General features: G+C 37.5%; 22 protein-coding genes and 1 riboswitch. Of the genes, 4 read left to right on the top strand and 18 right to left on the bottom strand.

The window, feature by feature from the left end; translation table 11 throughout:
- Positions 1-455: 455 nt before the first annotated feature.
- The 6 genes from pruA to pcrB form a co-directional block, all read right to left on the bottom strand.
- Positions 456-2,003 (bottom strand): L-glutamate gamma-semialdehyde dehydrogenase, encoded by a 1,548-nt coding sequence (gene pruA, locus BAU27_RS22760; protein ID WP_071772028.1) that lies wholly within the window; start codon positions 2,001-2,003, stop codon positions 456-458.
- A 153-nt stretch (positions 2,004-2,156) separates the two neighbouring features.
- Positions 2,157-2,927: a TSUP family transporter gene (locus BAU27_RS22755; protein WP_071772027.1), complete on the bottom strand. Its 771-nt coding sequence runs from the start codon at positions 2,925-2,927 to the stop codon at positions 2,157-2,159.
- Between the two features lie 95 nt (positions 2,928-3,022).
- Positions 3,023-4,219: a CamS family sex pheromone protein gene (locus tag BAU27_RS22750; RefSeq protein WP_071772026.1), complete on the bottom strand. Its 1,197-nt coding sequence runs from the start codon at positions 4,217-4,219 to the stop codon at positions 3,023-3,025.
- Positions 4,220-4,235: 16 nt separating this feature from the next.
- Positions 4,236-6,245, bottom strand: coding sequence for an NAD-dependent DNA ligase LigA (gene ligA, locus BAU27_RS22745; protein ID WP_071772025.1), 2,010 nt, complete (start codon positions 6,243-6,245; stop codon positions 4,236-4,238).
- Positions 6,246-6,260: 15 nt separating this feature from the next.
- Entirely contained in the window at positions 6,261-8,504 is a 2,244-nt protein-coding gene (gene pcrA, locus BAU27_RS22740) for a DNA helicase PcrA (protein WP_071772049.1), read from the bottom strand.
- Positions 8,505-8,516: 12 nt separating this feature from the next.
- The gene (gene pcrB / locus BAU27_RS22735) at positions 8,517-9,206 is read right to left on the bottom strand and encodes a heptaprenylglyceryl phosphate synthase (RefSeq protein WP_071747198.1); all 690 of its coding nucleotides are present in this window, start codon (positions 9,204-9,206) and stop codon (positions 8,517-8,519) included.
- 296 nt (positions 9,207-9,502) lie between these two features.
- Between pcrB and BAU27_RS22725 the strand changes: the two genes are divergently transcribed.
- The 3 genes from BAU27_RS22725 (at position 9,503) to BAU27_RS22715 (ending at position 11,130) form a co-directional block, all read left to right on the top strand.
- Positions 9,503-9,880, top strand: coding sequence for a YgaP family membrane protein (locus BAU27_RS22725; protein WP_071772024.1), 378 nt, complete (start codon positions 9,503-9,505; stop codon positions 9,878-9,880).
- A 223-nt stretch (positions 9,881-10,103) separates the two neighbouring features.
- Positions 10,104-10,949, top strand: coding sequence for an SPFH domain-containing protein (locus BAU27_RS22720; protein WP_071747196.1), 846 nt, complete (start codon positions 10,104-10,106; stop codon positions 10,947-10,949).
- A 16-nt stretch (positions 10,950-10,965) separates the two neighbouring features.
- Positions 10,966-11,130, top strand: coding sequence for a type II toxin-antitoxin system antitoxin (locus BAU27_RS22715; protein ID WP_071772023.1), 165 nt, complete (start codon positions 10,966-10,968; stop codon positions 11,128-11,130).
- Positions 11,131-11,164: 34 nt separating this feature from the next.
- Here BAU27_RS22715 and purD read toward each other — a convergent pair whose 3' ends face one another.
- The 12 genes from purD to purE all read right to left on the bottom strand — a co-directional run bounded on the left by purD (position 11,165) and on the right by purE (position 24,220).
- Entirely contained in the window at positions 11,165-12,436 is a 1,272-nt protein-coding gene (gene purD / locus BAU27_RS22710) for a phosphoribosylamine--glycine ligase (protein ID WP_071747195.1), read from the bottom strand.
- Positions 12,437-12,657: 221 nt separating this feature from the next.
- Positions 12,658-14,193, bottom strand: coding sequence for a bifunctional phosphoribosylaminoimidazolecarboxamide formyltransferase/IMP cyclohydrolase (gene purH / locus BAU27_RS22705; RefSeq protein ID WP_071772022.1), 1,536 nt, complete (start codon positions 14,191-14,193; stop codon positions 12,658-12,660).
- A gap of 24 nt (positions 14,194-14,217) precedes the next feature.
- Complete coding sequence (purN, locus tag BAU27_RS22700) at positions 14,218-14,805, bottom strand: phosphoribosylglycinamide formyltransferase (RefSeq protein ID WP_071772021.1); 588 nt, start codon at positions 14,803-14,805, stop codon at positions 14,218-14,220.
- Positions 14,802-15,842, bottom strand: a complete 1,041-nt coding sequence (purM, locus tag BAU27_RS22695; RefSeq protein WP_071747192.1) for a phosphoribosylformylglycinamidine cyclo-ligase — start codon at positions 15,840-15,842, stop codon at positions 14,802-14,804. The genes purN and purM overlap by 4 nt, the downstream gene beginning before the upstream one ends.
- Positions 15,843-15,944: 102 nt before the next feature.
- Positions 15,945-17,360 carry an amidophosphoribosyltransferase gene (gene purF / locus BAU27_RS22690; RefSeq protein ID WP_000879018.1) on the bottom strand — a complete coding sequence of 472 codons (1,416 nt, stop codon included), beginning with the start codon at positions 17,358-17,360 and terminating at the stop codon, positions 15,945-15,947.
- A complete protein-coding gene (purL, locus tag BAU27_RS22685; protein WP_071772020.1) occupies positions 17,345-19,564 on the bottom strand; it encodes a phosphoribosylformylglycinamidine synthase II in 2,220 nt (739 codons plus the stop codon). Before purL ends, purF begins: the two co-directional genes overlap by 16 nt.
- Positions 19,548-20,231 carry a phosphoribosylformylglycinamidine synthase subunit PurQ gene (gene purQ / locus BAU27_RS22680; RefSeq protein WP_000666771.1) on the bottom strand — a complete coding sequence of 228 codons (684 nt, stop codon included), beginning with the start codon at positions 20,229-20,231 and terminating at the stop codon, positions 19,548-19,550. Before purQ ends, purL begins: the two co-directional genes overlap by 17 nt.
- Positions 20,228-20,482: a phosphoribosylformylglycinamidine synthase subunit PurS gene (purS, locus tag BAU27_RS22675; protein WP_000278821.1), complete on the bottom strand. Its 255-nt coding sequence runs from the start codon at positions 20,480-20,482 to the stop codon at positions 20,228-20,230. The genes purQ and purS overlap by 4 nt, the downstream gene beginning before the upstream one ends.
- Positions 20,475-21,194 carry a phosphoribosylaminoimidazolesuccinocarboxamide synthase gene (purC, locus tag BAU27_RS22670; protein ID WP_071772019.1) on the bottom strand — a complete coding sequence of 240 codons (720 nt, stop codon included), beginning with the start codon at positions 21,192-21,194 and terminating at the stop codon, positions 20,475-20,477. Before purC ends, purS begins: the two co-directional genes overlap by 8 nt.
- Before the next feature lie 88 nt (positions 21,195-21,282).
- On the bottom strand, positions 21,283-22,590 hold the full coding sequence (gene purB / locus BAU27_RS22665) for an adenylosuccinate lyase (protein ID WP_071747187.1): 1,308 nt from the start codon (positions 22,588-22,590) through the stop codon (positions 21,283-21,285).
- Positions 22,587-23,738 carry a 5-(carboxyamino)imidazole ribonucleotide synthase gene (gene purK, locus BAU27_RS22660; RefSeq protein WP_071772018.1) on the bottom strand — a complete coding sequence of 384 codons (1,152 nt, stop codon included), beginning with the start codon at positions 23,736-23,738 and terminating at the stop codon, positions 22,587-22,589. Before purK ends, purB begins: the two co-directional genes overlap by 4 nt.
- Positions 23,735-24,220, bottom strand: a complete 486-nt coding sequence (purE, locus tag BAU27_RS22655; protein WP_002010008.1) for a 5-(carboxyamino)imidazole ribonucleotide mutase — start codon at positions 24,218-24,220, stop codon at positions 23,735-23,737. Before purE ends, purK begins: the two co-directional genes overlap by 4 nt.
- 110 nt (positions 24,221-24,330) lie before the next feature.
- A riboswitch (purine riboswitch) is annotated at positions 24,331-24,432 on the bottom strand.
- A 265-nt stretch (positions 24,433-24,697) separates the two neighbouring features.
- On the opposite strand from purE, the gene BAU27_RS22650 reads away from it, so the two are divergent.
- Complete coding sequence (locus BAU27_RS22650) at positions 24,698-24,979, top strand: hypothetical protein (protein WP_071772017.1); 282 nt, start codon at positions 24,698-24,700, stop codon at positions 24,977-24,979.
- Positions 24,980-25,091: the final 112 nt, after the last annotated feature.

The following is a 25,091-nucleotide window of genomic DNA, read 5'->3' as shown; positions in this document are numbered from 1 at the left end:
TGAGTATACTATATAAAATTTTAACAATAAATTCAATTTTTTTCTTATATATTTAATATTATCCAAATTAACTACTTAAATAGAGATTTTTTCTTCCATTTAACTGTTGAATATTCTTAAGACAAGACTCTTAATCTATATCAATAAAAAAAACACTCCTTTCAGTGAGCAAAACCGAAAGGAGTGTTCTCTTGTCTAACCATAGATTTTCTTTCAAATTGTATTATACAGGAAATTCTCAAAATGAATACTAAAAAATATGACTAATAAGTCAATTTTTCTCGCTGTTTTGTTTCTATTTACATGTTTATCCCACTATTAATAGGGTTTAACTAATCCCAAAGAACAAATGGTAATATTTGGTGAAATTTCTCAATTGAAACTAGCTTCTATTATAGAGAATTTCTCAAAAAGAAAAGATCTTCACAGTCTGTGAAGATCTTTTCTACTATTTCTTATAAAGTTTCAGAAGTAGTTTTTGCTTGCATGTGAAGTGCTAAGTAATCAGGACCACCAGCTTTAGAGTCTGTACCAGACATGTTAAAGCCACCGAATGGTTGGTAACCTACGATTGCACCAGTACATCCACGGTTGAAGTATAAGTTACCAACGTGGAAGTCTTCACGTGCTTTTTCAATATGGTCACGGTTGTTAGTAACAACTGCTCCTGTTAAACCGTATTCTGTATTGTTTGCAATTGCAAGTGCATGATCAAAGTCTTTTGCTTTACAGAATGCTACTACTGGTCCGAAGATTTCTTCTTTCATTAAGCGAGCATCTTCTGCAACGTCAGCAACGATTGTTGGTTGGATGAACCAGCCTTTAGAATCGTCTCCTTCGCCACCAGCTAGGATTCTACCTTCTTCTTTACCAATTGCAACATAGCTCATTACTTTATCGAATGCAGCTTGGTCATTAACAGGACCCATGTTTGTACCTAATACAGCTGGGTTAGCAACTGTTAATTCTTTTGTTAATTCAACTGCACGATTTAATACGTGATCGTATACATCTTCGTGGATTACTGCACGAGAACATGCAGAACATTTTTGTCCTGAGAATCCGAATGCTGATGCAACGATAGATTTAGCAGCTAATTCAAGATCTGCTTCTTTATCAACAACGATTGTATCTTTACCGCCCATTTCAGCGATAACACGTTTTAACCAAATTTGTCCTGGATTCACTTTTGCTGCACGCTCATAAATACGAATACCTACATCGCGTGATCCAGTGAAGCTAACAAAGCGTGTACGAGGGTGATCTACTAAGTAATCACCAACTTCAGAACCGTTACCTGGAACGAAGTTAACTACGCCAGCTGGTAAGCCAGCTTCTTCTAATACTTCCATAAATTTCGCTGCTACTACAGGAGTTGTACTAGCTGGTTTTAGTAATACTGTGTTACCAGAAACTAAAGCAGCTGTTGTCATACCTGCCATAATTGCGAATGGGAAGTTCCAAGGAGAAATGATAACACCTACTCCTAATGGAATGTAAGAGAAACGATTATATTCAATTGGACGGCTTTCTACTGGAATACCATCTTTTAATTTCAACATTTGACGAGCATAATATTCCATAAAATCGATTGCTTCTGCTGTATCAGCATCTGCCTCATTCCATGGTTTACCTGCTTCTTTTACAAGAATAGCAGAGAACTCATGTTTTCTACGACGAACGATTGCTGCAGCACGGAATAAAATGTCTGCACGCATTTCTGGTTTTGACTTTCTCCAAGTTTGGAATGTTGCATCCGCTAATTGCATTGCTTTTTCAGCTAATTCACGGCTTGCTTTTGAAACGCGACCAACAAGTTCCTCTTTATTTGCAGGGTTTACAGAAACAATTTTGTCTTCTGTAGTGATCTTTTCTCCCCCGATAATTAATGGATAGTCTTGTCCAAGATAAGATTCTACTTTCTTTAAACCTTCTTCAAACGCTAATTTGTTAGCCTCTACTGAAAAATCTGTAAATGGCTCATGTTTGTATGCTACTACCATTTTTTTAGCCTCCCCTTAGAAAAACGTTTACATTTTACAACATTATTCTACACGATAATTTAGATTTATTCAAATATTCCTAGACTTATATTTTAAAAATTAATTAATTTTTAAAATATAATAAAAAAAAGAGATTCATACATACGTATGAATCTACAAAATATGAGTATATTCCAAAACATTTTTCCCTATTAATAAAATAGTAACTAATAAAAATAAAGTCCTTATATATCCAACACCTTTTTGAACCGCAAACTTCGATCCAAAATAAGCACCTAAAATCATTGATAACCCCATAATAATACCGTATTCAAAATGAATCACATCTAAAAATAAAAAAGTAATTAAAGATACGATATTACTAACGAAATTCAAAAGTTTTCCAGATGCTGCCGCTTGAATAAAATCCAAACCAATTAATAAAAATGCAAAAATTAAAAAGGATCCTGTCCCAGGTCCAAAAAATCCGTCGTAAAACCCTATCATTAAAATAACAAAGAAAAACATTAATGTTTTCCCTTTTGTCATCTTTTTATAGGTAGATGCACTTCCCCAATCTTTTTTCGCAATAATATAAATGGCAATAAAAACCAACATTACGAGTACTAGTGGACGCAAAATATCAGGTGGAATAAACTTTACCACTAAAGCACCTGCGACTGCTCCAACAATAGTTAATGGGATTAACTTTCCTACAATTCGAAAATCAACCTTACCTGATCGAATAAAATAAATTGTACTCGTAAGCGTCCCCATCGTTGCAGCTAATTTATTTGTTGCAATTGCCGAAGCTGGTGATAAACCAACAAACATAAGCGTAGGAAGCGAAATTAACCCTCCTCCTCCAACAACCGAATCAATAAAAGCAGCTAAAAACCCGAATGCAATTAATAAAATAATGACTTGAAAGCTTAGTTCTTCCATGATTTTACCCCTTACCCCTTTATTTGTAACATTTAAAATTATAACAAAATTTTTCAAGAAAAAAAGCTGTTCCTTTATAGAAACAGCTTTCATCTTTAATCTAAAATTTTCACAAGTGGTTCATCTTGCTTCGCTTCACGTATAATAATTGCTTCTGGGCGTTCCACTGATTTAATTGTTACTTGTACTTTCATATAATTAGGGAAGTATTCCATAACAAGTCCAGCTACATATTGTGTAAAACCAATGACTTCAGCTTTCCCATTGAATTGGACAGGAATATCGAGCTTCATTTCTTTTAATTCATCATCTCTATACATTCCAGTACCAATAATAGCTGTATAATCGCCTTGGAAATACTCACTTAATTTTGATTTAAAGTTTGACACCCTTGCAAGGTCTTCACGTTTATTATCCGCTTTTGCTTGTTCAGACGGGAACAAATAATATTTCTCATTGATCGGCTTCCAATCCTCAACCGTTTCACTGCCTTTTTCTACCTTAGCATAAGAAACAAAATTCCCTGGTACAAGCGAAGACTGTGGACCTTGACGATAAATTGCAAATGTAACCGGAACATCTTTTATTCCAGGCCTTTTTTGCTGCATGACTTTCAAGATTTCTTGTGCCATTTTTTTCCCTTCAGCTAACATTTTTTCTTGCTCAATTTTAGCCTCACGCGGATAACCATGCTCTTCCTCGTAATAATGAACCGAATTCATCGCTAATCCAACTACAACACCATCAGGCTCAGTACCTTTATCACCATTTTGTAAGTAATAGTCATGTTCTAAAATATTTGAGATATACATTGGATTTTTTGTATTTTTTACTTCTAACGATTCTGATCCTTCACCTAAGGCAGGGTTTAACCCTATATTTGGAAATTTAACCGCATCTTTTTTCAACTTATCCTCTAGCTCTTTTTGTTGAGCATCTGTACGCTTTCTTTTCACAAGCATTTGAATCGTTTGTGTGTCTAAAACGTCTCCACCTTTAAAGAAATAATCTTTCGTGCTAAATGATTCTTTCGCAATGCGCATTAGTCCCGTTTCAAATTCATCTATATCTAGACGATTGTTCAAACTTTGTCCAACTAAACCACGTGCACTACCTGGATCAAATGGAAATGTTGTCTTATAATATTCATCCGAAATGGAGTATTTTGAGATAACAGCTTGCTCTTTCGCTTTCCCTGATTTCTCAACTGTTTTTTCATCTTTGTTAGAACCCATGCTACACCCACTTACAAGTAGGCTAAGACTTAATACCGCTAACGCTATTTTTTTCATCGTAAGTTTGCACCTCTTACTTATTCAGCTCTTGTAAGAACCTCTCTTCATTCCAAACTTCAACATTGTGCTTCTCTGCTTGTGCTAATTTCGAACCAGCAGCTTCACCAGCAACAACTAAATCCGTACTTTTACTAACACTTCCTGTTACTTTTCCACCTAATGCCTCAATTTTCTTCTTCGCTTCACTGCGGCCCATAACTTCTAATTTCCCTGTTAAGACGACAGTTTTTCCTGCGAAGTACGATTCAACATTTTGTAAATCAGCAATTTTTATCCCTTTGTATGCCATGTTCACGCCATACTCTTTAAATTGTTGTAATAGCTCTAATACGTCTTCATTATCGAAATACGTTACAACGGATTGAGCCATTTTTTCACCAATCTCATTAATTGTTTTTAGTTCTTCTTCCGTCGCTTTCACAAGCTCATCCATCGTTTCGAAATGCTCAGCAAATGTACGTGCCGCTTTCGCACCGACATGACGAATACCCAGACCGAATAATAATCGCTCTAATGAGTTTTCCTTAGAATTCTCAATTGCTTGAACTAAATTTGTTGCTGATTTTTCACCGAATCGTTCTAGCTGTAATAATTGCTCTTTCGTCAATGAATATAAATCAGCAAACGTACGAATATAATCCGCATCAAAGAGTTGTGTAATTACACGTTCTCCAAGTCCGTCAATATTCATTGCATTTCTTGAAACGAAATGGATTAACCCTTCACGAATTTGAGCTGGACAAGTCGGATTTATACATCGAAGTGCTACTTCTTCTTCTAAACGAACAAGTTCACTCTCACACGCTGGACAATGCGTTGGCATATGATATTCTTTTTCCTCACCAGTACGCTTATCAAAAATAACGTTCACAACTTCAGGAATGATATCTCCAGCTTTTTTCACAACAACGTAGTCACCGATTCGAATATCTTTTTCACGAATTAAATCTTCGTTATGTAAAGAAGCACGACGAACAATAGTTCCAGCTACTCGCACTGGCTCTAGCTCTGCAGTTGGTGTTACAACCCCTGTGCGGCCGACACTTAATTCAATCCCTGTTAATCTCGTAACAACTTCTTCAGCCGGGAATTTATAAGCAATCGCCCATCTTGGACTCTTTGCTGTAGTTCCTAAGCTTTCTTGAAGAGCAACATCGTCTACCTTTATAACGATTCCATCAATCTCATAATCAAGATGCGGGCGTTTTTCTTGCCATTCTTCTACATAGGCTATTACATCTTCGATTGTTTCACATGTACGACGATTTGGATTCGTCTTAAATCCAAGCTCCCCTAAGAAATCCAGTGATTCACTATGGGATGGAATTGTTTTTTCTTCTACATTAGCAAGACCATACACAAACATAGATAAATTACGCTTCGCTGCAATTTTCGGATCAAGTTGACGTATCGATCCCGCTGCCGCATTACGTGGATTCGCAAATACATCTTCACCATTTTGTTCTTTCTCTTCATTCAACTTAACGAATGAACGCTTCGGCATATAAGCCTCGCCTCGTGCTTCTAACGTTACTTCTTCATTTAAACGCAGCGGGATAGCTTTAATCGTTTTTAAGTTTTGGGTAATATCTTCACCCGTTATACCATCACCACGTGTTGCTCCTTGAATAAAGCGTCCTTTTTCATAATGAAGTGAAACAGCAAGTCCGTCAATTTTTAATTCGCATATATATCTTACATTCGCATCATCAATTCCCTGATGTACTCTTCGATCAAAATCACGCAAATCTCCTTCATTAAACGCGTTTCCTAAACTTAACATTGGTGATTTATGCGTTACCTTTTCAAATATATCAAGAACAGTCCCCCCAACACGAATGGAGGGAGAGTCTTCACTCATAAACTCTGGGTTCTCTGCTTCTAATTTTATAAGCTCCTGCATATTACGGTCATACTCCGCATCAGAAACAGAAGGATTGTCTAATACGTGATATTGATAGTTAAATGTATTTAACAAATCACGTAGTTCTTCTATACGTTTTTTTGCTATCTCTTTTGACATATCCTCATTCCTTTCCTATTGTTTCGTCACAGGTGCGAATTTTGCTAATAAACGTTTAACACCAATTGGGCTTGGGAACGCAATATCTAATTCTTTTGCATCGCCTTCACCTTTTACACTTACAACTGTACCGACTCCCCATTTTTGGTGGGAAGCTTTATCGCCTACTGCCCAGCCAATTTGTTCGCCACCCGTTGTCTTAGCTGCAGGACGTACGAAAGCTGAACGAGAACGGGTTGTAGTTGTACTTTTTGTTGTACTTTTCGTTCTTCCCTTTGCCCCAAACGAAGTTTCACGCTTCGGCGCTGTTTCATTTAATGATTCCACTAGTTCTGCCGGGATTTCTGTAATAAATCGAGATGATGCGTTCATACTTGTTCTACCAAATAAAGTACGCATTTGTGCATTGGATAAATATAATTCTTCTTCTGCACGAGTAATACCTACATAAGCAAGACGACGTTCTTCTTGCATTTCATCTTCTTCCATCAGAGAACGAGTATGCGGGAATATCCCTTCCTCTAAACCAACAATAAAGACAACTGGGAACTCTAATCCTTTTGCCGAGTGCATCGTCATCAAAATAACTTCTTCACCAGCAGTTGGATCTTCATCTACACGATCAATATCCGCAACAAGAGCTAAGTCTGTTAAGAATGCAACAAGGCTCTTATCTTCACTTTGAGATTCGAATGTTTGTGTAACAGATAGAAACTCGTCTAAGTTCTCTAGACGACCTTCTGCTTCTAAAGTACGCTCATTTTTCAGCATGTCGCGATAGCCTGTCTTTTCAATAACTTCTTCAACCAATTCTGTAACAGATAAATACTCTTGCATATTTACCCAGTTGTGTAATAAACCTGCGAATTCTTTTACTGCCTTTGTAATTTTCGCACTTACTCCAACATGCTCAATCTCATCGAATACAGCAGTTAATGAAATTCCATTTTGTACACCGTAATTAATAATTTTATCGATAGAAGTCGCACCAATTCCGCGCTTCGGCATGTTAATAATACGTGCGAAACTAATTTCATCATCTGGATTCCCAATTAAACGTAAGTACGCCAAAATATCTTTAATCTCTTTACGGTCGTAGAACTTAGTACCGCCGACAATTTTGTAAGGAATATTAGATTTCAGGAAAATCTCCTCGACCATACGAGACTGAGCATTTGTACGATATAACACTGCAAAATCAGTATATTTTCGTTTTCCCATTTGAATATCGTCACGAATTTTTTTCGCAACAAAATACGCTTCGTCTTTTTCCGTTGCAGCACGGTAATACGAGATTTTGCTTCCAACTTGATTGTCTGTCCATAATTTTTTCGGTTTACGGTTTGAATTTTTTTCAATAACAGCATTCGCTGCATTTAAAATATTTTGTGACGAACGATAATTTTGTTCTAACAGGATAACTTGCGCATTCTCATAGTCTTTTTCAAATGACAAAATGTTAGAAATGTCAGCCCCGCGCCAGCGGTAAATAGACTGATCAGAATCACCTACAACGCAAAGATTTTTAAAACGTGCTGCTAAATGTTTAACAAGAAGGTACTGCGCTTTGTTCGTATCTTGATACTCATCCACGTGAATATATTGGAACTTACGCTGATAAAACTCTAGTACTTCTGGAACACGTTCAAATAGCTGAATCGTTGTCATAATTAAATCATCAAAGTCTAATGAATTATTTTTCAAAAGACGTTTTTGATATTCTGTATATACATCGCTCGTTAATTTTTCATATGGATCAGCGATTGTAATTTTTTTCGCATATTTATCTGCAGATAACAATTCATTTTTCGCATTACTAATACCAGCTAAAATAGAGCGCGGCTCAAATTTCTTCGGATCAATATTGCGCTCTTTCATAATTTTTTTGACTACAGTTAACTGATCGCCTGAATCTAAGATTGTAAAGTTACGATTAATACCAATACGATCGATATCGCGTCGTAAAATACGTACACACATAGAGTGGAACGTCGAAATCCAAATATCTTCTGCTTCTGGTCCGACAAGTGCATCAATACGCTCGCGCATTTCACGAGCTGCTTTATTTGTAAAGGTAATAGCTAGTACATTCCATGGTGCTACACCTTTTTCACCAAGTAAATACGCAATACGATGTGTTAACACACGTGTTTTACCACTACCTGCGCCTGCCATTAATAGAAGTGGTCCATTCGTTGTTTGTACTGCTTTTTGTTGTTGCGGATTTAAACCATTTAATAACCTATCTGTCGTACTCATATACGCCTGCACCTACTCTCCTTTTACTGCTTTAACTGTTTTTAATGCCGATTTTATATCATCATAAATAATATTTCCAACAACTACCGTATCAGCATACTGCGCCATTTCTTTCGCTTGTTCTGCATTAGAAATACCGCCGCCATAATACAACTTCGCTTGTTTTAATTCTGCTTTTACATTTTTAACAAGTTCAATGTCGCCATACGTACCGCTATATTCTAAATAAAATATCGGTAAACGTAATAGCTTGTCTGCTAAACGCGCGTATGCAATCACATCTTCTTCTGTTACATCACATTTCGCATCTGTAAGCTGGGCTACTTTCGCTTCAGGATTTAAAACACAATACCCTTCCATGAAAATTTCGTCCCAGTCCATAATATCCCCAAATTCTTTCAAAGCCTCATGATGAACACCTGTTACCCATTCTACCTTTCGGCTATTTAAAACACTTGGGATATAATAAAAATCAAATCCTGGTGTAATTGCTTCCACATCAGAAACCTCTAACACACAAGGAACTGCATATCTACGAATGCTTACTAGCATGTGTAGTACATTATCAATTGTTATGCCATCACTTCCGCCTACAATAACAGCATCTGTTCCAGACTCACAAATCATTTCTAAATGTTCATCGCTTAGCTCCTTATTTGGATCTAGCTTAAATACATGTTTCCATTTGGAAATATCGTACATGAAAACACCCTTTCTTTTTTCTAATCATATCTATATCCCTGCTCAAAAAAGCAGTTAGTTTTTATTAGGATTTTTGAAATTCTTCTACTACATCTGTTCACAAAGGCGAGTCGAGTTTCGCGCTCCCTTTTATGCATTCTTTCATTATAACAAAAAAAGCTACTTACACACACGCCCATTCCAACATCTTTTTTAACGTCAAATGTTGGATTACATATCATCAAAAGCACACGGGATACTAATAAAAGAAATAGTATTTGCTATTTCGAAGTTCATCAAAAAGGAGTGTTTTTCAAATGAAGCAAAACATCGGTACAATCAATGCTCTAATTCGAATTACACTCGGACTTATCCTCTTCGGTTGTAGTACCGCTAAACTCGTACGCAAACCTGGATGCACTTGGTCTAAAGTTTTACTATGGTTTGGTGCAATGAAAATTGCAGAGGGGATTGTTCGTTTCTGCCCTATTGCTGAAGTATGTAAATTTGGAAAATTCATGAGTATGGGCGTATTTAAAATGCCTAGCATGAATTTTGCTGAAAAAGGACATGCTAAAGAAGAAGTGAACCAAACTTCCAATCATGACAAACCACAGTCAAATGGAAGTTATGACGCTTCTGACAAAGAGATTGAGTCAGCGATTGAAGATATAATCCTGGCAAAACCGCTTTGAATCATTTGTCACGACGCAAGATGCTCTCAAAGAGACTTAGCTGCTGCAGTGGGCGGTTAAGTCTTCTTTATTTTACCACAAAACAGAACGTACATTCTTATTTTTTAGAGTTACATCCCTGAAACGTACATAAATCAATCAATAAAATTCAGAAAATTAGGTGTAAACCCCTTGCATAGAATGATATAAAAGTGATATCATTTTTATATCAGGAGGCGATCATATGAAAGAAAAACAAGTATTTTATGTTAATGGATTTCTCGGCGTTATTGGAATTTTAGTTTTAGCCGCTATCGGTGTATTTTGCCTTGTCCAAGAAATTTTCATAGTAGCAGCATTAACAATTATTTTAGCAGCGGTTCTCGCTACAGGTATTGGTATTGTTCAACCTAACCAAGCGAAAGTCATTACGTTCTTCGGTAATTATTTAGGAACAATTCGTCAAAACGGTTTATTTTTAACAATTCCGTTTGCATTCCGTCAAACTGTATCTTTACGTGTTGAAAACTTTAATAGTAAGAAATTAAAAGTAAATGATGTTGAGGGAAATCCAATTGAAATTGCAGCTGTTATCGTATATAAAGTTGTTGATTCTGCAAAAGCAATGTTTGGCGTTGAGCATTACGATCGATTCGTAGAAATCCAAAGCGAAACGGCAATCCGCCACGTTGCAACAAAATATCCTTATGATAATTTCCAAGATGAAACTTGTATCACGTTACGAGGAAACACTGAAGAAATCTCTGAAGAATTAAAGCGTGAGCTAGAAGCACGCCTTGAAATTGCTGGTGTAGAAGTATTAGAAACTCGTTTAACGCATTTAGCTTACGCAACAGAAATTGCCCATGCAATGCTCCAACGTCAACAAGCAAAAGCAGTATTAGCTGCTAGAAAAGAGATTGTTGAAGGTGCTGTGAAGATGGCGAAAGATTCAATCCACATGTTAGATGAAGAAGGCGTACTGGAACTCGATGACGAGCGTAAAGCAAATATGGTGAACAATTTATTAGTTGCCATCGTTTCAGATAAAGGTGCGCAACCAGTTATTAATACAGGAAGCCTATATTAAAAGGTTGTAAATAATTATGGCTAAAAAGAAAAGCTTTCCATTACGTATTGATCCTGAATTACACGCAGTCATCGAAAAATGGGCGAATGATGAGTTTCGTAGCGTCAATGCACACATCGAGTATTTGCTTCGAGAAATGGCAAAGCAAAAAGGAAAATTAAAAAAAAATAAAGATGAATAAAAAATCCCGCTGAGAAATCAGCGGGATTTTTATATTAGCTTCTCGTCATCTCATGCCCAATTGCACGATATCCTATATCACTTCGATAAAATAGACCATCACTCTCAATTTTACCGATTTCTTTATATACTTTGTCTTTCGCTTCTTGTAAACTATTCGCCTTACAAGCAACAAATAGTACACGGCCACCGTTTGTTACAAAGTCACCATGTTTCATCGCTGTACCCGCATGGAAAACAATCACATCTTGCAGCGCATCTAATCCGCTAATAATATCACCTTTTTTATATGCTTCTGGGTATCCTTTAGAAGCCAGTACGATACCGATTACCGCTTCTTCTGACCATTGTAATTTTAATTCACTTTCATCTAATACAGCATTACATACATCAACTAAATCGTTTTCTAAGCGTGGTAATACAACTTCCGTTTCAGGATCACCAAAGCGCGCATTAAATTCAATTACCTTTGGACCATCATTTGTTAAAATAAGACCTGCATATAAAATACCTGTAAACGAACGGTTTTCTGCAATCATCGCCTTGGCAGTTGGGTGTAATACTGTTTGAATCGCTTCTTGAACTGCTGATTCTGGAATTTGTGGTACTGGAGAATATGCACCCATTCCGCCTGTATTCGGACCTTTATCCCCATCAAAAGCGCGTTTATGATCTTGAGCAATTACCATCGGATGTACGGTTGTTCCATTCACGAATGCCATTAATGAAAATTCTTGTCCATCTAGAAACTCTTCAATAACGACCTTCTTGCTTGCTTCACCGAATTTCACATCTTGCAGCATTTCTTTCACAGCTTGTAATGCATCTTCAAGTGTCATTGCTACTGTTACACCTTTACCAGCAGCTAATCCATCAGCTTTAATAACAATTGGCGCACCAACTTTTTGAATGTACTTTACTGCTTCTTCATAGTCTGTAAAAGTTTCATATGCCGCAGTTGGAATATCATACTTTTTCATAAGCTCTTTTGTAAAAGCTTTACTACCTTCAATAACAGCAGCCGCTTTATTAGGACCAAATACGCGAAGTCCCTCTTCCTTAAAACGATCCACGATTCCGTTCATAAGTGGAATTTCTGGTCCAACGAAAGTTAATTCAACATTATTCTCTTTTGCAAATAAGACTAATGCATCGAAATCATTCTCATCAATATCAACTGGTGTTGCAACATCTCGCATACCTTCATTACCTGGCGCTACATATACTTTTTCTACCTTTTCAGATTGTGCAAATTTCCAAGCTAAAGCATGCTCACGCCCACCGCGACCAATTACTAAAACATTCATATTTCATCCCCCAATACTTAAATAAGTACAAACTAGAAGCTATGCTCCTAGTTTGCTTTCATATCAATAGAAGTTTAAAAGGGAGGATCAAGGGAACCGAGCAGATCAAGGCGCATTCGCCAGGAGGACACGGAGTGTAGTTTTCCTACATGAGTACCGCACTGGCGATGCAACGATGACATGCGACAGTTATCTTGACCGGACCTTTTAAACATCCTCTATTAGTGTTTGAAATGACGTACGCCAGTGAACACCATAGCAATCCCATACATATCTGCCATTTTAATAGAATCCTCATCACGAATTGATCCACCTGGTTGGATAATTGCTGTAATACCAGCTTTTGCTGCTTCTTCTACTGTATCTGGCATTGGGAAGAAAGCATCAGATGCAAGTGCGCTACCTTGTGCTTTTTCGCCAGCTTGTGTAATTGCGATTTTTGCAGAACCTACACGGTTCATCTGTCCCGCACCTACACCAACTGTCATGTTATCATTCGCTAAAACAATTGCATTTGATTTCACATGTTTTACAACTTTCCAAGCTAGTTTTAAATCTTTCCATTCTTGCTCTGATGGTTCACGTTTCGTTGGAATTGAAATTGCGTCCTCATCTAATGATAACGTATCTTCCTCTTGAATAAGAAGTCCACCTTGTACAGAAGTTAGTTTTTTACTTGCACTTGTCGCTTTTTCAATATTTACAGTTAGTAAGCGTAAGTTCTTCTTACTTTGCAACACTTCTAAAGCTTCTTGCGAGAACGAAGGTGCGATAACAATTTCTAAGAAAATTTCATGTAACTTTTCAGCTGTAGCTTTATCAATTTCACGATTAGCTGCAATAATACCGCCAAAAATTGATACTGGATCTGCCTCATAAGCACGTGTGTATGCTTCATGAATATCAGTTCCTACTCCAACACCACATGGATTCATATGTTTTACCGCTACTACTGCTGGTTCTGTAAATTCTTTTACGATGCTAAGCGCTGCGTCTGCATCGTTAATATTGTTATAGGATAATTCTTTACCGTGTAATTGTTCTGCGTATGCAACAGAAGAAGTTGCAGCGAATGGCGCTTTATAGAATGTTGCTTTTTGATGTGGATTTTCTCCATAGCGTAAATCTTGTTTTTTCTCAAATGTCACCGTTAATGTTTCTGGACTTTCTTCACCCATTTGCTCTGTTAAGTAGTTAGAGATTAACGCATCATATGCCGCTGTATGACGGAATACTTTCGCTGCTAATTTACGTTTCGTCTCTTCTTTTACTTCGCCGTTCTCTTTCAGTTCCGCTAATACAACATCATAATCTACTGGATCTACAATTACCGATACAAATTTATGATTTTTCGCAGCAGAGCGAATCATTGTCGGGCCACCGATATCAATATTTTCAATTGCATCAGCAAATGTTACATCAGGCTTAGCGACTGTTTCTTTAAATGGGTATAAGTTAACAACAACAAAGTCAATTGGTTGAATGCCTAATTCATTCATTTGCGCTACATGCGTTTCATTATCGCGAACTGCTAATAGACCACCATGAATGTTTGGATGTAATGTTTTTACGCGACCATCCATAATTTCTGGGAAACCAGTTACTTCAGAAATACCAATTACTTGTAAGCCGTTTTCTTCTAGTAATTTTTTCGTACCACCTGTTGAGATAACTTCGATCCCTTGTTCAAGTAAACCTTTAACAAATTCTACTACTCCTGTTTTATCTGAAACACTTACTAATGCACGCTTTTTCATTTATCCTTCACCCCTGGTTGTATGTTAGTTAACAGTTGTTTCTTTCACAGACTGAACAATTTGATTCACTGTATTTACGTATAATTTATGTTCAACTTGTTGAATTTTCTTTTGTAAGCTTTCTCTCGTATCCCCTTCAGAAACAACTACTGCTTCTTGCGCAATAATCGGACCTGTATCCATACCTGCATCTACATAATGAATCGTTACTCCAGTTACTTTCACACCCGCTTCTAACGCTTGACCAACAGCATCTTTACCCGGAAAACTCGGTAATAGTGATGGATGAATATTAATAATCTTCCCACCATACGCTCCTAGTAAAGTCGACCCAATTAAACGCATATATCCAGCTAAAATAACATAATCAATTTCATACTCTTCTAGCTTCTTTAATATCTCTTTTTCAAATGCTTCTTTTGACTCATATGCTTTCGCTGAAAAGGCGAAACACGGGATATGATGATAATGTGCCCGTCCAACAGCACGTGCTTCTGGTTTATCACATACTAATAAACTAATATCTGCATCCAATCTTTTTTCTTCTACCGCGTTAATAAGAGATTGGAAGTTCGATCCGCTTCCAGAAGCAAAGACTGCTAATCTACTCATAGTTCTGTGCTCCCGTTAAAAGTAACGCCAGCACCTTGTACAGTGCGTCCAATAATACGAGCTGTTTCTCCTTGCTCTTCAAGAAGACGAACAATATCTTTTGCATCTTCTTCCTTCACCGCTACTACCATACCAATACCCATGTTAAAAATATTGAACATTTCTTTCTCTTCCAGTTTTCCAACTTCTTGAAGTAAACTGAAGATCGGCTGAATTTCCCAAGCTCCTAGCTCAATTTCAGCACCAATTCCCTCTGGCAACATACGTGGAATATTTTCAATGAATCCGCCACCTGTAATATGCGCCATACCGTATACTTCATGTTTCTTCAATAGTTCTAAAATAGGTTTGACATAAATTTTCGTTGGTTTTAATAATTCTTCACCAAGAGGTAGCTCTAAGCGTCCGTAAATGCGATCTAAAGATAGTTCTCCATCTTCTAGTAACACTTTTCGTACTAAAGAGTAACCATTACTATGAATACCGCTAGATGCTAATCCAATTAATACGTGACCAGCTTCAATTTTCTCACCTGTTACAATTTTCTTTTTATCAACAATTCCAACTGTAAAACCAGCTAAATCGTACTCTTCCGTAGAATACATTCCTGGCATTTCAGCTGTTTCTCCACCAATTAATGCACAACCAGCTTGGCGACAGCCCTCTGATATACCTTTGACGATGTTTTCAATTTTACTAGGTTCAGCTTTACCACAAGCAATATAATCAAGGAAGAAAAGCGGTTCTGCTCCTTGGACAACAATATCATTTACACACATTGCTACTGCATCAATACCAATTGTGTCATGTTTATCTGCCATAAAAGCGAGCATCAATTTCGTTCCCACGCCATCTGTTCCAGATACTAATACAGGTTCTTCTAATGCAAATTTTGATAGATCAAACATACCTCCAAAACCGCCTAAACCGCCTAGTACTTCTTTTCTCATTGTTGTTTGTACGTGTTTTTTCATGCGAGATACCGCTTCATATCCAGCTTCAATATCTACTCCTGCTTGCTTATATGCATTCGCCATCGTTATTTACACCTCGTCTTTTAATTTCTCCCCATCCAGGGCGGCCGTTTTAAGAAAGAAGCTAGCTTCTACATCAAAAGAAGTAGAAGCTTTTCCACTTTCTTATTTCATACTTTCTAAAAGCTCTTGCTCATAATCATAAAGAGCTGTTGGATAGTCTCCATTGAAGTAAGCCATACATAGGCCGCCATATTTCCCTTCATACGGACGTCCAATTGCATCTACTAATCCATCTTCGCTTAAAAATGTTAAAGAATCTGCTCCGATTATTTCACGGATTTCTTCTACTGTATTATTTGCTGCAATTAATTCTTTTCTCGTTTGAATATCAATGCCATAGAAACATGGATACTTAAGAGGTGGTGAAGCTATTCTTACATGAACTTCTGTCGCTCCAGCCTCACGAAGCATACGAACAATTCGTTTACTTGTCGTTCCCCTTACGATAGAGTCATCAATCATAACAACTCGTTTTCCTTCAACTACACCTCTTACTGCGGAAAGCTTCATCTTTACCCCTTGCTCGCGCAGTTCTTGAGAAGGTTGAATAAATGTACGTCCAACGTAACGATTTTTAATTAATCCTAACTCATACGGAATGCCTGTTGCCTCCGCATAGCCGATCGCAGCTGAAATACTAGAGTCTGGTACACCAGTAACAACATCAGCTTCAATAGGAGCTTCTGCCGCTAAGCGTTTCCCCATATTTTTACGTGCTGCATGAACGTTAATACCTGCAATATTAGAATCCGGACGTGCAAAGTAAATATACTCCATACTACAAATTGCATGATCTACTTCATTTGTAAAACGATCTACGTGAATTCCTTCATCATTGATGATAAGTAATTCACCAGGTTCTACATCACGAATGTATGTTGCACCTACTACATCGAAAGCACATGTTTCTGATGCTACAACGTAAGCATCCCCCATCTTTCCAATTGAAAGAGGACGGAACCCGTTCGGATCTAGCGCAACAATCATTTCATTTCCAGTTAGTAAAAGATATGCGAACGCACCTTTCACTTTATTTAGAGCTTCTTTTACACTTTCAATTAAAGAATCTTTCGTACTACGTTTAATGAGATGTAAAAGTACTTCTGTATCTGAACTAGTTTGAAAAATACTTCCTTCTGCCTCTAATTCACGGCGAAGCATTTTTGCGTTAATTAAATTTCCGTTATGGGCTAGCGCCATACTGTGATCAGAAAAACGGAATAATAATGGCTGAACGTTAGCAACTTCACTTCCACCAGCTGTCGCATATCGTACGTGTCCGATTGCTGATTTTCCGTTTAATCCTTCTAGCTCACCTCTTGAAAACACTTCCGATATTAAACCTAACCCCTTGTGACCGATGATCTTTTCCCCATTATTTACAACAATGCCTGCGCCCTCTTGTCCACGGTGCTGCAAACTGTGCAATCCGTAGTACGAAACTTGTGCTGCATTTTCATGCCCCCAAATTCCGAAAACGCCACATTCTTCATTTAACCCCTTTATTTCAGCAAGCATGGGATTGCCCCTTTCCAAGCCTTTCTCATTTCATCTACATTTGCTGTAAGTAATACTTCATTTTCTTCATTATGAATTGTTACTTCATTTGTATTTGTTACTTCTCCAACTTGAGTTGCTTCAACGACTTTCTCGAACGCTTCTTTATTTTCACGTTTTATAGTTAGAACGAAGCGAGATTGTGATTCCGCAAATAATACCGCCGTTGCTTCTCCGTCTAGTTTCACAGTAGCACCTAAACCGTTAGCACCAATTGCACTTTCAGAAATCGCAACTGCTAAACCACCTTCAGCAACATCATGTGCAGATTGAACAAGGCCAGCTTGAATTGCTTCTAATACTTGTTTTTGACGTTTTAATTCTACATCTAGATCGATACTTGGTGATTGGCCGAAAATTTTGCCGTGGACCATTTTCTGTAATTCACTTCCACCAAACTCAGCTTTCGTCTCTCCGATTACGTAAACTAAATCGCCAGCTTGCTTAAATTCTTGTGTTGTTACGTGTTTTAAATCATGTACAAGACCAACCATACCAACAGTCGGTGTTGGATATACCGCTTCACCACTACGCTCGTTATACATCGATACGTTTCCGCCGATAACTGGCGTTTGTAATGTGCGACAAGCTTCACTCATACCGTCTACTGATTTCTCAATTTGCCAGAAGATCTCTGGTTTTTCTGGGTTACCAAAGTTTAAGCAATCTGTAATTGCAAGTGGTTCTCCGCCAGAACATACGATATTACGCGCTGCCTCTGCTACTGCAATTTTCCCGCCCATTTCTGGATCTAAGTAAATATAGCGTGAGTTGCAATCTGTCGTCATTGCTAATCCTTTTTCTGTACCGCGTACACGTACAACCGCTGCATCTGAACCTGGTGTAACAACTGTGCTTGTGCGTACTTGATAATCATATTGATCATATACCCACTCTTTACTTGCAATTGTCGGTTGTTGTAGTAAAGCGAATAACGTTTCTTTATAATCTTCTACTTTTGGTGTTTCCATTTTCATCTGCTGGAACTCAGCAAAGTACGCTGCTTCTTTTGATGGTTTATGATAAATTGGCGCTTCTTCTGCAAGAGCATCTGCTGGTACTTCAGCTACCTTTTCACCTTTATGGAATAAACGAAGCATTTTGTCTTCCGTTACTTTCCCCATCGTAACTGCTGCAAGACCATACTTCTCAAATAAATCTACTATTTCTTGCTCTCTACCTTTTTTTATAACGATTAACATACGCTCTTGAGATTCAGATAACATCATTTCATATGGTGTCATTCCCGTTTCACGCTGTGGTACATCATCTAAGTACATTTCAATACCCATACCTGCTTTACTTGCCATTTCTGCAGAAGATGAAGTTAAACCAGCAGCTCCCATATCTTGAATTCCAACAAGTGCATCCGACTGAATAAGTTCTAAGCAAGCTTCAATAAGAAGTTTCTCCATAAATGGATCTCCTACTTGAACTGCCGGACGTTTCGCTTCTGAGCTTTCAGATAGCTCTTCAGATGCGAATGTTGCACCGTGAATACCATCACGACCAGTTGATGCTCCTACGTACATTACTGTATTACCAGCACCATGCGCTTGCCCTTTTTTAATATCTTCATGGTTAATTAAACCTACGCACATTGCATTTACAAGTGGATTTCCTTCATAACATGGATCAAATTGTACTTCGCCGCCAACAGTAGGAATACCGATGCAGTTACCGTATCCTGCGATTCCTGCTACTACTTCTTCGAATAAATATTTCACACGTGGTGATTGTAATTCACCGAAGCGAAGTGAGTTTAATAGAGCTACTGGACGTGCTCCCATAGAGAATACGTCACGGATAATACCACCAACGCCTGTTGCTGCTCCTTGATATGGTTCAATAGCAGAAGGATGGTTATGACTTTCCATTTTAAATACAACCGCTTGATTATCACCGATATCTACAATTCCAGCGCCTTCTCCAGGCCCTTGCAGGACACGCTCACCTGTCGTTGGGAACTTGCGAAGAACTGGTTTTGAATTTTTATAACTACAATGTTCAGACCACATTACAGAGAATAATCCTGTTTCTGTATAATTCGGCAAACGGCCTAGAATCTTTTCAACCATGGCAAACTCTTCGTCTGTTAGCCCCATTTCCGCATATATACGCTCTTCTTTAATTTGTGTTGGATTTGGTTCAAGCATTAACGACATATGTTTCCCTCCACTGTTTTAAGATAGATTGAAAGACTTTTAACCCTTCAGCACCACCAAGCAATTCATCTACAGCACGCTCTGGGTGTGGCATCATACCAAGTACATTTCCCTTTTCATTTACAATACCAGCAATATCTGAAACGCTACCGTTCGGATTTTCTACATAACGGAATGCGATTTGATTATTCTCTTCTAATTGTTTAAGAGTCGCTTCATCACAATAGTAATTCCCTTCACCATGTGCAATTGGAATATTGATTACTTCATCTTTTTCATATTGTGATGTAAACATCGTTTCGTTATTTTCAACACGTAACTGAACAGTGCGACACATAAATTTTAAGTTTTCATTTCTCATTAGTGCTCCTGGTAGTAATCCTGATTCAACAAGAATCTGGAATCCATTACACACCCCTAAAATTGGTTTTCCTTGCTCAGCAGCTTTTTGCACTGCTTTCATTGCGTTAGCAAAGCGAGAAATAGCACCACAACGTAAATAGTCACCGTAAGAGAATCCACCAGGTAGTAAAATTGCATCATATTCATCTAAATTCTCTCTATCGTGCCAAACGTAATCTACTTCTTCACCAAGCTCATCTTTAATTGCATGGAACATATCGACATCACAGTTCGAACCCGGAAATACTATTACTGCAAATTTCACTGTGCGACAACCTCCTCAACTTCATAACGGAAGTCTTCCATTACAACGTTTGTTAATAGTTTTTCACACATTTCTTTTACCTTTGCGTCAAGGTCAGATACTGATTTATCAATTGTTAGTTCCATGTACTTTCCGATTCGAACGTCTTGTACTTCTGTAAATGAAAGACTATGAAGTGCCCCTTTTACTGCTGTTCCTTGTGGATCTAATACACTTTCTCTTAACGTTACATATACCTTAACTTTATACATGTGAAATTCCCCCTAAACGTTTTAAAATTTCTTCATATGCTTCTGTTAAATTCCCAAGATCACGACGGAATACGTCTTTATCAAACTTTTCATTGCTCGCTTCATCCCATAAACGGCAAGTATCTGGTGAAATTTCATCCGCTAAAATAATTTCTCCCTCATCGGTTACACCAAACTCTAATTTGAAATCTACTAATCTTACACGACAGCTTGCGAAATGCTCAATCAATATTTGATTGATTTGTAGAGCCATATCTCGTAATACGCTTACTTGCTCTGGCGATGCAACGTTTAATACACGAATATGATCTTCCGTTACAAGCGGATCTCCTAAATCATCATCTTTGAAGTAAAATTCTACGATTGGTTCTGCAAGTACAGTTCCCTCTTCCATTCCTAATCGTTTTGAAAGACTTCCTGCAATTACATTTCTTGTGACAACTTCTAGAGGAATAATACTCACTTTTTTAACAAGTTGCTCTGTTTCAGATAACTTCTCAACAAAATGTGTTTTAATTCCTACTTCTTGTAACTTTCTGAACAATAAAGTTGTAATCTCATTGTTCAAACGACCTTTTCCTGTAATCGTCTCTTTTTTCTCCCCATTGAAAGCAGTCGCACTATCTTTATACTCTACCCAAACCATATCTGCTGATTCTGTACGATAAATTCTTTTTGCCTTACCTTCATACAGCAATTCTAGCTTTTGCATTTCGCAAGCCCCCTGTAGTTTGAAAAATGTGAATAATATTTTTATAAAGAATGGCACAGAATGACTCTATTCTGTGCCATATGAAATTTTACGCTTCGTTTAATCCAAGGCGTTCAAAGATTGTATCAACATGTTGCATGTGATGCTCATAGTTGAAGCATTCATTAATTTCTTCTTGTGTTAACTTGCTCGTAATACGCTCATCGCCTTCTACAAGCTCTTTAAATTGTACTTGTGTTTCCCAAGCTTCCATCGCTTTAGGCTGTACGATATCATAAGCTTCTTCACGTACCATACCTTTGTCGATTAGTGTAAGCATTACGCGCTGAGAGTAAATTAATCCGTATGTTCTTGTCATATTGCGTTTCATATTCTCTGGGTATACAGTTAAGTTTTTTACGATATTACCAAAGCGATTTAACATGTAATTTAACGCAATTGTAGCATCTGGTAAAATTACGCGTTCTGCTGAAGAGTGAGAAATATCGCGCTCATGCCATAATGGAACATTCTCGTAAGCTGTCATCATATAACCGCGGATAACACGAGCTAAACCAGTCATATTTTCAGATCCAATTGGATTACGTTTATGTGGCATTGCAGAAGAACCTTTTTGGCCTTTTGCAAAAGCCTCTTCAACTTCACGTGTTTCACTCTTCTGTAAACCACGAATCTCAACTGCCATCTTTTCGATAGATGTTGCAATTAGTGCAAGTGTTGACATGTAATGAGCATGGCGATCACGTTGCAATGTTTGTGTTGAAATTGGTGCTGCTTCTAATCCTAAGTTTTCACAAACATACTTTTCTACGAATGGATCGATATTTGCATATGTACCAACCGCACCAGATAATTTACCAACGCGAACTGTATCAGCAGCTTGCTTAAAACGCTCTACGTTACGTTTCATTTCTTCATACCAAAGACCAAGCTTTAAACCAAATGTTGTTGGTTCTGCATGAACACCGTGTGTTCTTCCCATCATGATCGTGTATTTATGCTCTTTTGCTTTGTTAGCTAAAATGCTTACAAAGTTTTCTAAGTCTTTTAATATGATTTCATTCGCTTGTTTTAAGATGTAAGATAGCGCTGTATCTACAACGTCTGTAGATGTTAAACCGTAATGAACCCATTTACGTTCCTCGCCTAATGCTGGTGTTTCTGATACAGCACGAGTGAATGCCACTACGTCATGACGTGTCTCTTTTTCAATTTCATAAATACGATCAATATCAAATGATGCATGCTCACGAATTTTTTTAACATCTTCTTTTGGAATATCGCCAAGCTCAGCCCATGCTTCACAAGCTAAAATCTCAACTTCTAACCATGCCTTAAATTTGTTTTCTTCCGTCCAAATTGCACCCATTTCAGGGCGTGTATAACGATTAATCATCTTTTTCCCTCCAACAGTTGTTCTTGATGGTCCCAAATATGCAAACTCTTTGCTTTTTCTAGAGCGACTTCAATATTATCATTTAAAATATTAACATGCCCCATTTTTCGCTGCGCTTTTGCTTCTTCTTTTCCATACAAGTGTAAATAGCACCCGGTTAATCTATTCACTTGTCCTAGGACCCCTTCTATATGTTCGCCTAAAATGTTTACCATGACAACTGGTTTTAACAAATTTGTTTCTCCAAGAGGTAAATTACAGATTGCTCGAATATGTTGACCAAATTGACTCGTTTCACATGCATCCTGTGTATAGTGTCCTGAATTGTGAGGTCTTGGTGCTAATTCATTAATGTAAATCTCACCGTCAGCTGTAGCAAACATCTCTACCGCTAGTGTTCCCACAAGTTCTAGTTCATCTGCGAGCACTTTTGCATAAGCAATTGCTTTTTGAGAAAGTTCCTCTGTAATGCGAGCTGGAACGATAGATTCATGCAAAATGTTATTTACATGAATATTTTCCGCTACCGGAAATACTTTCGTTTCACCACTTACACTTCGAATTACAATAACTGATACTTCTTTTTCAAAAGGCACCCATTTTTCTAAAATGCACTCCGCTGCATTCGCAAGCTTTCGCGCTTTATCAACGTCAGCTTCACTTCTTAAAACAACTTGCCCTTTCCCATCATATCCACCTGTCGTTGTTTTTAAGACGGAAGGATATGATAAATCGGCGATTGCTTCAGTAAGCTGCTCTTGAGTTTGAAGCAATCTATACGTTGCTACTGGTAATCCCGCTTTTTCAATTGCATTCTTTTCTGTAAAACGATTTTGCGTTTTACTTAACAACTGACTACCTTGTGGTAAGTAAGCATGTTTTTCCAACCATTGCAAACATCTATAATCAATATTCTCAAATTCATATGTGACAACATCACTGATCTCTGCTAAATGCTGAATTGCTTTTAAATCGTCATATGGTGCAACAATTTCAATATCAGCAACTTGTGCACATGGTGAATTCTTTGTAGGATCTAAAACAGCAATTTTATATCCCATCTCCTTAGCTGCCAATGCCATCATTCTTCCTAGCTGGCCGCCTCCAATAATACCGATTGTTTTTCCAGGTAAAATGATTCTCGTCATACTAGCTCACTACCTTCACGCACAGTTTTCTCAATAGCTTCTCGTCTCAGTTCTAATGCATCATGTATGTCATCATGAAATGATCCAAGTATTTGTGCAGCAAGTAATCCAGCATTTGTTGAACCAGCCTTACCAATTGCAACAGTTGCAACTGGAACCCCTCCTGGCATTTGGACGATGGATAATAATGAATCTAAGCCGTTTAACGCTTTTGATTGAACTGGAACTCCGATTACAGGAAGATTCGTCTTCGCTGCAACCATTCCTGGTAAATGTGCTGCCCCGCCAGCTCCAGCAATAATAACTTTTAATCCACGTTCACGAGCTGTCTCTGCATATTCAAACATATAATCCGGAGTCCGATGAGCCGATACAACTTTTTTCTCATACGGTATATTTAATTCATCTAAAATGTCACAAGCATATTTCATTGTTTCCCAGTCTGACGTGCTTCCCATTATGACTCCAACTAGTGATTTCATATTAGAATCCCCCCGATTCAAATAAAAAAAGCCTGAAATAGAACAGTTTCTCTTTTACTATGAGAGAAAGCGCTCTACTCAGGCATACGTATCCCTTGTGAATAGAAAAATACCGAGTGACTTTCCCTCATAGTCTAACGAATAACGGTCGTTAGGTAGAGACTTGCAGGCCATATCCCCGCGATTATATGAGGTCTTATATTATTGTTTCTATGGCTATATTAACAATATTCCATAAACAATGTCAACAAATAATCGAATGTTTTTTTATTAGTCTCTGATAACGTTCGTGTTTTAGTTATATTCAAAAGGAGAATTGCAACTATATGCAAGAAGGAAAGGGAATTAGAATATATATTTCTAGAGATCTATTTTACGTATAGCTGTTTATATAGTACTTTAGTATGTTTTAATCAAAGTATATACACTCTTGTGAACTTATTATTGTAGCGAATTAATTTCTAAGGGGGAATAATCTTGAAAAAAATAACTATGCTATTATCCTATTTATTTTTCTCTATCGCAGTAATTGCTGTAATGATTGAATACTTATTTATATCATCCCATTTTTTCTACTCTCATTATTTTAAATATATACTTGCGCTAGAAATAATGTGTCCTATCATAGGGATTATTTTAGGAGTACTCGGAAAACCTGGAAAACCAAAAATCATTGCTATTACTTTGAATAGCCTTATTTTCATTCTTTTTTCTTCTTTAGCGTTATTCAATTTATGGGTTTTAACATTTGGTAAATAAAAATAAACACAAAAAACCTAAGTCGAAACGACTTAGGTTTTTGCTTGGCGACGTCCTACTCTCACAGGGACAAGGTCCCAACTACCATCGGCGCTAGAGAGCTTAACTTCCG

The sequence above is a fragment of the Bacillus sp. NH11B genome, from assembly GCF_001884205.1.
In the GTDB taxonomy this organism is placed as follows: Bacteria; Bacillota; Bacilli; order Bacillales; family Bacillaceae_G; genus Bacillus_A; species Bacillus_A proteolyticus.
This window is presented reverse-complemented; position numbering and strand designations above follow the sequence as displayed.